9 protein-coding genes are annotated in these 8,262 nt (G+C 56.1%); all 9 read right to left on the minus strand.

What is annotated here, in order from left to right:
• Window positions 1-567: 567 nt before the first annotated feature.
• Window positions 568-1,404 (minus strand): hypothetical protein, encoded by an 837-nt coding sequence (locus tag ACILSO_RS27175; RefSeq protein WP_395740633.1) that lies wholly within the window; start codon window positions 1,402-1,404, stop codon window positions 568-570.
• 722 nt (window positions 1,405-2,126) lie between these two features.
• Window positions 2,127-2,369: a hypothetical protein gene (locus ACILSO_RS27180; protein ID WP_395740634.1), complete on the minus strand. Its 243-nt coding sequence runs from the start codon at window positions 2,367-2,369 to the stop codon at window positions 2,127-2,129.
• A gap of 376 nt (window positions 2,370-2,745) precedes the next feature.
• On the minus strand, window positions 2,746-3,060 hold the full coding sequence (locus tag ACILSO_RS27185) for a hypothetical protein (protein ID WP_395740635.1): 315 nt from the start codon (window positions 3,058-3,060) through the stop codon (window positions 2,746-2,748).
• A 188-nt stretch (window positions 3,061-3,248) separates the two neighbouring features.
• A complete protein-coding gene (locus ACILSO_RS27190; protein WP_395740636.1) occupies window positions 3,249-3,548 on the minus strand; it encodes a hypothetical protein in 300 nt (99 codons plus the stop codon).
• A 193-nt stretch (window positions 3,549-3,741) separates the two neighbouring features.
• On the minus strand, window positions 3,742-4,170 hold the full coding sequence (locus tag ACILSO_RS27195; RefSeq protein ID WP_395740637.1) for a hypothetical protein: 429 nt from the start codon (window positions 4,168-4,170) through the stop codon (window positions 3,742-3,744).
• A complete protein-coding gene (locus ACILSO_RS27200) occupies window positions 4,167-6,824 on the minus strand; it encodes a hypothetical protein (RefSeq protein WP_395740638.1) in 2,658 nt (885 codons plus the stop codon). Before ACILSO_RS27200 ends, ACILSO_RS27195 begins: the two co-directional genes overlap by 4 nt.
• Window positions 6,825-6,992: 168 nt before the next feature.
• Window positions 6,993-7,232 carry a hypothetical protein gene (locus ACILSO_RS27205; RefSeq protein ID WP_395740639.1) on the minus strand — a complete coding sequence of 80 codons (240 nt, stop codon included), beginning with the start codon at window positions 7,230-7,232 and terminating at the stop codon, window positions 6,993-6,995.
• Window positions 7,233-7,467: 235 nt separating this feature from the next.
• A complete protein-coding gene (locus ACILSO_RS27210; protein ID WP_395740640.1) occupies window positions 7,468-7,710 on the minus strand; it encodes a hypothetical protein in 243 nt (80 codons plus the stop codon).
• Window positions 7,711-7,724: 14 nt separating this feature from the next.
• Window positions 7,725-8,054 (minus strand): hypothetical protein, encoded by a 330-nt coding sequence (locus tag ACILSO_RS27215; protein WP_395740641.1) that lies wholly within the window; start codon window positions 8,052-8,054, stop codon window positions 7,725-7,727.
• Window positions 8,055-8,262: the final 208 nt, after the last annotated feature.

Raw genomic sequence — 8,262 nt, forward strand, 5'->3', positions numbered from 1 at the left:
GAACCGCAACACCCGGTGCCTCGCCGCACCGACGGTCGTTGATGCTGCATGTCTCGGCACCGCTTTATCAGAGCGGCAGCGCAAGCTCCGCGGACTACATCTCTCCCAGTAAAACGACACTTTTGACCTTGACGTGGTTTTTCAGAGAAGGGTGCAAATATATGACAAAATAGATTTTGCCCAGTGAACCAGAGTCTCTGCAAAGCGGAGAAACTTCGAGTAGTTTGTCAATTATTTGCAGCCTGACCCCATTTACTGACCCCATTTACCTTAGTCTGGTGCCGTCTTTAACGGTTCCACCAAGAGTGTCCCGGTGGAGGGAGGACAACCTCACCCTTTCGAATCATTTCGTGGTAGTCTCCGGTGAGCTCCCATTCTCTTTCATGGGCTACCCGTGATAGAAATCCCTCCAGCATGTCTACGCTTATGCATTCCATTTCATCATGAAGCAGGCTTGTATCTCCTTCATAGGTTATCGGCAGATCACTTCCTGCATCGTTTTTTGTATGAGCGCTGCGGGCAGTCAAAATTGGCATCCCGTCTTTGATTAGTTGCATGATCATGTTTTTATTTTTGGAAAATTGAAAGAATGATGTCAAAAGTTTCCTGTGCGCAGGAATCGTATTGTCCCAGCCACACTAACCGAAGCGGTCCGACAGCGGCTTCTTCCATGTAAATGGCGGGAAGCTCTAAGCCGGTAGTCTCGCCAGGGTAGAGACGTCCGACGTAATCACTAAGCCAACTGTCACGAATGTATTTCCATTGTTCAACGGGATGTGTTCTGGTTTGTTGTCCCTTCGTCCGGTCCTGCCAATGCTGTTCGACCTTTGCCCGCCAAGCTTTGAGATGAGGATCAGCGTTGGCATCCCCGGCTTTGTCAAAAAGCCAGTGAGCCATTTCATGCCACATGAGCTTCCTAACCTGGAGTTCGTTGTGTCCGCCCATTTGCATGTGTGAGAACGTAATCGTATTCGTGTCAGGAAAATATTGCGCGGGCACGCCTTTTCGCAATGAGGCGGCCAGATCAATGTTCACTTTGCCGAGCGACTTTGCTACATCAGGAGGAAGCATGTCAAGGAAGCCCTGAGCTCCAGACATCATTTTTTGTTTCAGGTCGGGCTTAGAGGGGTAAGAGGGTCTCCAGTTCATAACATCCTGAGCTTTCACAGGGCTGGGCTTTTGCCATGATTGAAATTTTTGTTCCCATTCCGACTTACTTCGCGCACCAGGGACTTTTTTGTTATTTGCAGAGCTAAGTTGAACAACAGTTTTTGGTAGTCTTGCAGAGTGTTTGGATGCTTCCGGAGCGGGTCGTGTGCTTTTTGACTGCGTTTCGGCTACCACCCTCCGTGCCTGAGCCAGATCCGCCTGCACCTGCGGGTGCCGCTGCTGCTCGGGACTCATGCGTGAAACATTCTCAATGAGCCGCTGAGACTGCTCCACGCTCTTGGGCGGAGTGGAGGGGGCGACGGTGGGGCGGGCTGAAGAGGAAGTCCCAGCATTGGTCTGCGCGCTTGGGGAGGGGCCTTGTCGGATGTTGTCCGCGGCTGATGCCTGCGGGTTCCTTATCCCGGGCGCTGCGGCTCTCTCTGACTGGGCGTCTGGCCGCGTGTCCGCACCAGTATCCGGCTGCGCGTCTGAGCGCAGGCTTGGCTGCGTGCCTGAACGGGTGTCCGACTCTGCGTTTGACCGTGTATCTGATGGCGCATCTGCCCGTGCATCCGACTGCGGCTTCGAACGCGTCTGTGCCTGAGGCTCCGCGTGCAGGTCTGATCGAGAGTCCGAATGAGCATCGGTCTGCGCATCTGCGTTTTGGTCTGACTGGGTATCCAGCTTCGCATCCGCCGTCGGATCAGATCGCGAGTCCGAGTGAGCATCCGCCTGTGTGTCCGTGCGTGGATCTGCTCGTTCGGTCGCACGTGGTAATGTCTCGTCGTAACTTGAATCACTGCGCGGTGAATCGGTTACCTGTTTCTCTAGGAGGCACTTGTCTTGCTGCAGTCCAGCACTCCCATCTCAGGCAGCCGGCTGCAGTGCGCAAAGCGCTCAGCCAGTTCCGTGCCGGCTTGGGCATTGGTTGCAGCATGACTGATTACAACGAATCAGGTTTGAAGTGCTCAATTGCGTCAATTACCAATGATCCCCCTGCGCTCACGTGCTTCGCGCAATTTATCCTGGTCTAAGGTGTTGCGTAGAAATCTGCGCGCAAGATCAGGATGAGACCCTCGTCGAATCAGTTCCTCCAAAGCCGCCTCTCGTGTAATGATGCCTGCTTCCACTTGGTCCACGAGTGCCAAATCTGCTTCCAGTTTAGCCGCCAACTCTTTGTTGGAGATGCTGCGTTCAAGAAAATGGGGATCGTTATTCATAGCCAACCTATTTTTTTAAATTCTCGTTCCAAAGCCTTTTGATTTCGAGGGAATTCTAACTGCCCCATTGACACACAGTGGTTCGTAGTGCCGCTTACAAAATGGCTGGCATGCGTGGCTGCTGATGCCGTGTGCCATCGAACGGCTGCTCAATTGTAATATTGAACCGTGTCACACTCGTAACGCAGTCCATGCTTATGAGCTGCTTTGCTAAAAATACTCGCCAAGATTTCTCCCGGAGCAGGGGTCTTACACCAATCTAGCAGACTGGTGTCCCCTTTGTAAGTGACGGGGCCACTGTGAATCCAACTTTCGCCGACTCCTTGAATGTCAGCGGAAACGACCACTTCATCCTGCTTATTGAATAGTTCAAATTTCATTTTTGGTCTCCTAAGATACTCATCACGATGTTAAATGTCGAGTCTGCGCCTTTGATGATTGACCATCGAGCTGGGCCTAATCCACCAATAGCAAACTTTTCCATGTAGGTGGTTGCCAGCTCAATGGCTGGTGGGTTGGCCAGAAGTTGGGGAGTGGGTTCCGTATTCGATATCTTGCCCGAGTAGTCATGAATCCAATGATCGCGCAGGAACCAATATCCATCCTCATGCGCCTCGGGCTGGTCGTTGGCTGTTCGTTCGCGGAAATGTTGTTCCAGATCCCGACGCCATTGGGCGAGACGTGGCGGCATCCGTGCGCCCGGGGGGAAACGGGGTCAGGGGAAACGGGGGCCAGGGTGCAAATATCTGACAAAAGGGAAGTTTGCCTGGTGATCCAGAGCCTCTGCAAAGCGGAGCAACTTCGAGTGGGTTGTCAATTATTTGCACCCTGATCCCATATACCCGTTATTTGGACCCTGAACCCATTTGCCCGATTTAATCATGCTTCCGGATGATTTAAGTACCATTCCCGCATCAGGCGCAGCTCCCTCAGGCCAAAAGTTCGCGGACTGCCTACAAAGACAAGATCATCCTCAGTTTTGAACACTGAAGACCCTCGAATGAGCTCACGATATTCATGTTTCAGTTCATCGGGAACCGCTCTTGCAACATCGGCGGGATCGGCAGTGACAGCGCAGGCTGTCAGGCAGGTGAAGAACTCTGCAGCTGGCATGCCGTTTGCCTGGTAGTCATGCAGCCAGGCAGCGGGGTCTTTGCAGGTCAAGGGAAGCGTTCTCATGAAAGAGGCGAATGTGGTCAGGGTGAAAAGATAACAAAAGGGCTGACCGATTCCAATCTCGCTGTGATGCCTCGCGGGGAAACGGGGCAGGGCGCAAATAACTGATAAAATGGAAGTTTGGCCGATGCACCAGAATCTCTGCAAAGCGGAGCAACTTCGAGTAGTTAGTCAAATATTTGCACCCTGACTCCATTTACCGGCGCTCTTCCCTTTGGCGGCGTTGGTATTCGGTGACGGGAGGCTCCCAGTTGGGATCAGGCTCCGGCTTACCATCGGGAGGGGCAAGTTGCGGATGTGGATGATCTACCAGCCATTGCACCATCTGCCGCGCGTCTGCAACACCCCAGCGGACAGTGTCTCCGATCACCACAAAATCCTCCTCTCTTTGCTTGGACGCCACCCATTCCATGGTTTCCGTGAATTCCTTCAGCCGGTTTTCTGGCAGGGAACGTAGGACCATAGGGACGTTCCTGGTAGAGACCACGAAGTCCATCAGTTTGGCATAGAGCGCCTTGCTGCCAATGTTACCCCTGAGGTAATCATTCAACCAGTACTCGGGGGTGTCTGTATAATGGCGCATGGCTGCTGGCTTGGACGTTATTGAATGTGGAGTTGAGTTCATGGCGATGAGTTTTGCGTTGATTTGGCTTTCATAAATTTAACGACCTTATTTTGCAGCCTGATTGCGGCGATGTGAAAGTCATCAATGGCCACCTGAAGATCCTTGTCAGGCATGGAATTATTAGGGTTTGTTTGAAGTTTGCCACGGATGCTTTGGATTTCATACAGTTCGTGAGCAAAAATTCCCAAAATCGCCTGGTCACTGGCAAGCACGCGAGGATCGACTTTTACTCTGATTTTGCCTTCATCAAACATGTCTTTCCAAGTGATTTCATTGTTAATTCCACTTCCCATGTAATATGGGCCGTATTGAGCCCATTTTATGGGGTCGCCCTCTTTTGCGAGGGGTTGCTCTGATGGGGAGAAATGGATTTGCTCCACAAGATCGAGATCTAAACCGATTGAAGGGTTTTTTGCCAAAAAATCCCTCATGTTTTGGCGAAAAATTTCGACTGCCTCGGGAATGGTTCGCTTCTTGCCATCCGGGTTATTGCTCCACGGGATCATGTGCTCATCCGCTGCCGCTGCTCCACTTGCACCTCGCATCTGCTGGTTGCGGAGTAGCGAGGAAGGCTGTGGAAACTCTGGTTGGGAAGTCTGTGATGACACCTTCCTTCCCGGAGAATCCTGCCTGCTGGCTGGCGTTGCTCTATCTTGTCCTGCGACCCTTTCCGCCACCACCCTCCGCGCCTGAGCCACATCCGCCTGCACCTGCGGGTGTCGCTGTGCCTCGGCGGGCATCTTTGCCACATTCTGCAGCAGCCGCTGAGACTGCTCCACGCTCCTGGGCGGAGTGGAGGGGGCGACGGTGGGGCGGGCTGAAGAGGAAGTCCCAGCATTGGTCTGCGCGCTTGAAGAGAGGCCTTGTCGGATGTTGCCCGCGGCTGATGCCTGCGGGTCCCTTACCCCGGGCGCTGCGGCTCTCTCTGACTGGGCGTCTGGCCGCGTGTCCGCACCAGTATCCGGTTGCGCGTCTGAGCGCAGGCTTGGCTGCGTGCCTGAACGGGTGTCCGACTCTGCGTTTGACCGTGTATCTGATGGAGCATCTGCCCGTGCATCCGACTGCGGCTTCGAACGCGTCTGTGCCTGAGGCTCCGCCTGCAGGTCTGATCGAGAGTCCGAATGAGCATCGGTCTGCGCATCTGCGTTTTGGTCTGACTGGGTATCCAGCTTCGCATCCGCCGTCGGATCAGATCGCGAGTCCGAGTGAGCATCCGCCTGTGTGTCCGTGCGTGCGTCTGCCTGCTTGTCGGTACGTGGCGATGTCTCGTCGGAGCTGGAATCACTGCGTGGTGAATCGGTTGCGGTATCGGAGGTGCTGTCGGTGTCCGTGGTGGTGTTCGCAGCGGAGGGGGCGGCTTGCGGTTTCTTGCCGACTTGCGCACCAGGCGCGGCGGTGTCTCCTTTGTTGTTGGCGGCGGATGCAGCGCTGTCCTTGGGCTGCAGGCGGTCGAGTGCGGCCTTGGCATCGGCGAGTGCCTGCTGCTGGGCCTGGTTGGGCGGGCCGGGCTGGTTTTCCAGCTGGTGCACGTGGTACTGCACGACATGCCGGGCTTGGTCGAGGTCTGCCTGCGTGGTGGGGTGCTGCCGCGCCGCGGGCGGGCGGTCCATGATGTTGTGGATGCGTGCCTGCGCCGTTGGCAGGCTGGGCGGCGGGCCGGAGGGCGGGGAAGGGGTGGCCGCGTCCTGCGCCACGACCTTCTGCGCCTGCGCCAGATCTGCCTGCTCAACCGGGTTCAGCGGCCGGTGCTCCTGGATGGCGGTGACGTTTTCGATGAGCTTCTTGGACGTGGTGAGGTCCTTGGGCGGAGTGGAGGGCGCGGCGGCGGGCTGCGAAGGACTGCCGGCCTTCCCGGCGGCGGAAACAGCAGCACCCGCAGCGCCAGCAACACCTGCGGCAGCTGAAGACGGCAGCTGGCCTGAGGCGGAGGCGACCTTGGACGGATCTGTGGTAGAATCTGGTATGCCAGAGGGTGGTATTCCGGCCTGCCCCTGCTGCGGGGACTGCGGCGTCCGTTGCGGAGATGACGGCGGCGGCTGCTGCTGCTGAGACTGCGTCTGCGGCGTGTCTGCTGCCTGCGGCGTCGCTTGCTGCTGGGACTGCGACTGCTGCGCTGCCGCCTCCCGCATCTGCTGTTTTTCATGAGAGCGGCTGATGTGTTCGCCGCCTGCGCCGAGGAGGCCGGCGGTGCTGAGGAGCATCGGCATGCCTTTGTAGAAATCGACCAGCGCGCCTTTGATGTCCCGCTTCTCCGCGTAGGCGGAGGAGACCTGGCTGACCGCCTCGTCCAACACCTCCTGCGGGATCTCTTTGAGCGCGCCGCTGGCCAGGGCGTGCGCGCCCTCGACGGTGGAGGCGGCGTAGGCGCGGATGGCGTCAGAGATGCTCCTGTTCATGGCGGTGCGGTTGGCACCGCTGCTGAGCGCACTGCGCACGGTGCTGGCCTTCAGCGGCGCGGCTCCGCCTGGGACGGCCTTGCTGATGAGTCCGGACATGACGCCGGAGAAGGCCGCCGCCGGCGCGGAACTGGCAAAGGCCTGCTCATGATTCATGCCGTTGTTGACGTTGTTTGCGTACGTCTCGGCATACTGGCCACCGGCTGTCTCCAATGCGCCGAGGACTGCGCCGCCCAGGGGGCCGCCCCCGGCGACCATTCCCGCCACCGTGGAGGGCAGCGCCTTGCCGACGCTGCTGATGAGGCGGTCTTTAAAGTCGGCGGTAGTGCCGGTGAATTCACTGGCCTGCAGGCCGCCACTGATATGTGCCCTGTCGTGAGGGGAAGGCGCGGATCTCTCTGGGGCCGCCCCCGCATTTGCCGACCGCTACTCCACAATCATGGCACGTACGAAGCTGCTATTGGCGTATTCACAGGGCAGGTGACGCAGAAAAGCTTCTCCATCTTTAGGATAGTACATGCGGCCTTGGCCAACAATGCCGTCAAGCTCTGCCTCCTCCTGTACGCTTGCGTTATCACAAACGGCGCGGCCATTGCGGTCCAACGTCCAGGTGCGAAGGAGCGTGCCGTTGGGGTCATGGTGGTAGCTGCGAATTTCGACTTTCATAGTATCAGGGGGCTATTGGCTGGAATCTCCGTAGTGTACCGCTTGGGAACAACGTTTGTGTGGTCGCCGTTGCTCTTAGGCCGCTTCATCTTCAACTTGCCATGCGGGCCACTAGTTAGCGAGGTCCTGGTTCATGCAAAAGGCCATCGAATGTCTGGCATTCCAAGTCCTCTCCGAAAGAGTTTCTGAATGCTCCCTCGTTGTCGAGCATACGGTGCCCCACAGTATCGTCTCTTTACTCCACAAGGGTGGCACGCACAAAGGTGCTAAAGGCGTAGTCCCAAGGGAGGTGTCGCAGAAAATCTTTCCCATCTTTGGGGTAGTAGCGGCGCCCTTCAAAACTGAACCCATGCATTTCCATGGACTTCTGTTCGAAATCGTTGGTGCAAATTGCATGGCCCTTTTCGTCCAAAGTCCATGTTTCGCACAATCGGTGGTCTTTTTGATCGTGGTTGTAGCAGTAAACTTCAACTTTCATGGGTGGTATGTGATTTATTGGCTAACATCGTCAAAAGCAACGGGGCGTAAGCGCTGCTGATCTGGTCGCAGATGGGCGTTGATTTCATCAACGGTGAAGTTGCCATAGCTGCCGCGGGCCAGCAAGGCCTTGGCGCGGGCAAAGAGGCCATCGATGACTTCTGGTTCCAGATGTTCCTTCAGAGACTTTCTGGGAGGCTCCTCATTGTCGAGCATGCGGTGCAGTCGCGCATCATTGAGAGAGGAGATTGGCTGTTGTTCTAAGGGGACCCAAAAGCGTTTCTCCACCACGCCGGTATCGGCGGGCAGGGAGTGACCGTTGTCCACAAGTTCGGTCCCGGCCATTGGCCCTCTTTACACGAAGTGATTTTCTGAGCTGTTTAGAAAAGATCACTGGTGACAGGTTTTCATTATTTAAAATGAGATGATATCACTCGACAATAATTGCACGGATGAAGCTGCTGTTAGCAAATTCCAATGGATAGTTGCGTAAAAAATCCTCTCCATCCTTCGGATAGTAGAGGCGACCGTGGCTGCCGCAGATTCCTCCATA

This window comes from Prosthecobacter sp., assembly GCF_044226605.1.
Lineage (GTDB): Bacteria > Verrucomicrobiota > Verrucomicrobiia > Verrucomicrobiales > Verrucomicrobiaceae > Prosthecobacter.

Coding starts and splice junctions, on each gene's coding strand:
- ACILSO_RS27215 (WP_395740641.1), bottom strand. CDS start 8,054: ATGGCCGGGACCGAACTTGTGGACAACGGTCACTCCCTGCCCGCCGAT.
- ACILSO_RS27180 (WP_395740634.1), bottom strand. CDS start 2,369: ATGAATAACGATCCCCATTTTCTTGAACGCAGCATCTCCAACAAAGAG.
- ACILSO_RS27190 (WP_395740636.1), bottom strand. CDS start 3,548: ATGAGAACGCTTCCCTTGACCTGCAAAGACCCCGCTGCCTGGCTGCAT.
- ACILSO_RS27200 (WP_395740638.1), bottom strand. CDS start 6,824: ATGGTCGCCGGGGGCGGCCCCCTGGGCGGCGCAGTCCTCGGCGCATTG.
- ACILSO_RS27195 (WP_395740637.1), bottom strand. CDS start 4,170: ATGAACTCAACTCCACATTCAATAACGTCCAAGCCAGCAGCCATGCGC.
- ACILSO_RS27210 (WP_395740640.1), bottom strand. CDS start 7,710: ATGAAAGTTGAAGTTTACTGCTACAACCACGATCAAAAAGACCACCGA.
- ACILSO_RS27185 (WP_395740635.1), bottom strand. CDS start 3,060: ATGCCGCCACGTCTCGCCCAATGGCGTCGGGATCTGGAACAACATTTC.
- ACILSO_RS27175 (WP_395740633.1), bottom strand. CDS start 1,404: ATGAGTCCCGAGCAGCAGCGGCACCCGCAGGTGCAGGCGGATCTGGCT.
- ACILSO_RS27205 (WP_395740639.1), bottom strand. CDS start 7,232: ATGAAAGTCGAAATTCGCAGCTACCACCATGACCCCAACGGCACGCTC.